Source organism: Bartonella saheliensis (assembly GCF_902162175.1).
The window spans coordinates 1-1378 of record NZ_LR607309.1 but is presented as its reverse complement, the minus strand read 5'-3'; the positions used below and the strand labels follow the sequence as shown (position 1 = coordinate 1378).

Below are 1378 nucleotides of genomic sequence, written 5' to 3'. Positions count from 1 at the left end.
AGGTGCTGTGCTAACCGCAAGGAGGCAGGCAACCACGGTAGGGTCAGCGACTGGGGTGAAGTCGTAACAAGGTAGCCGTAGGGGAACCTGTGGCTGGATCACCTCCTTTCTAAGGATGATCAAGAATTGGAACTCTTTATCTTCATAAAGAATATTCCTTTTTGATCTCATTAGACATGAAAGGTTTAAAGAAATTTAGACCTTCAGCATATGAAAACACTCTTCATGAACGCCTCTCAAAGAGAGGTTCCTCTTTGATAAAAAGAGAATCTTACCTTGATGAGTATGTTCTATAAAGATGCAAATGTTCATATGTTCAGTTATACAAGCAGGCTAGCCGTCTTCGTTTCTCTTTCTTCAGATGATGATCCCAAGCCTTCTGGCGATCTCTTCAAGGCGAAAGCGCCCCTTCATTTTTAAAGGTGCTTTAAAGAACAGCTGTACAAAGCTTTCCTACCAAGAGTATGCCGGGGAAGGTTTTCCGGTTTATCCCGGAGGGCTTGTAGCTCAGTTGGTTAGAGCGCGCGCTTGATAAGCGTGAGGTCGGAGGTTCAAGTCCTCCCAGGCCCACCAATTTATCCATCCATTGAAAAAGCGCTTGTCAGAAGCCTTTTTGTAAAGTCAAAAGTTTTTTATAAAATGTGACGCTTCTCTGTTTCGCTTAAAAGAGCAAAATTTAAAGAAGTCCAAAAGCAAAAAGATCTTTGTAAAAGGCTCTTTGTTGTAAAAGTTTGGAATGGGTTATGCGATTTTAGGGGCCGTAGCTCAGCTGGGAGAGCACCTGCTTTGCAAGCAGGGGGTCGTCGGTTCGATCCCGTCCGGCTCCACCATTTAGGTCATCATCATTGTTGTGAGAACATCGTTTTGTAAGAGGTTTTAATGACTTCTTGCCTGTTCTATTGAAATTGTGAAGAGAAGATATATTCAGACATCATTTTTATGTTCTGTCTTTTAAAAGATAAAGTTATGAAAATAATGTGTCGCAAGGGAATGCTCAAAGCCCTTGCCTATGATTGGAAGCTTAACCGCGCCACTGAGTATATCTCGAGAAGCTGGTCTTTTCTGCTGATATTTATGTTTGTTATGCGCTTTGTTTTGCACAAAACCCAAGAAAAGCAGACAAACAAAGAAATGATTAAGCAGCTATGCAAGTGAGTGGTTATGAAGGGTGATTGATTACACAAGATAATTGATTACCAGAGTGGTCATGATTGCTAGCGCAATGGTTATAGCTTGATGGTTATAACTTAATGATTATAGAATGAATATTGGCAATGAGAACGATCAAGTGTCTTAAGGGCATTTGGTGGATGCCTTGGCATGCACAGGCGATGAAGGACGTGATACGCTGCGATAAGCTACGGGGAGGTGCGAATAC

At 42.0% G+C, this 1378-nt stretch carries 2 tRNA genes and 2 rRNA genes; all 4 read left to right on the top strand.

The annotated features are described in order from the left end of the window. A 16S ribosomal RNA gene (locus FS875_RS09925) occupies positions 1–109 on the top strand; the annotation flags it as partial. 387 nt (positions 110–496) lie between these two features. After that, positions 497–573, top strand: a tRNA-Ile gene (locus FS875_RS09920). Between the two features lie 181 nt (positions 574–754). Then, positions 755–830, top strand: a tRNA-Ala gene (locus FS875_RS09915). A gap of 452 nt (positions 831–1282) precedes the next feature. After that, positions 1283–1378, top strand: a 23S ribosomal RNA gene (locus tag FS875_RS09905); the annotation flags it as partial.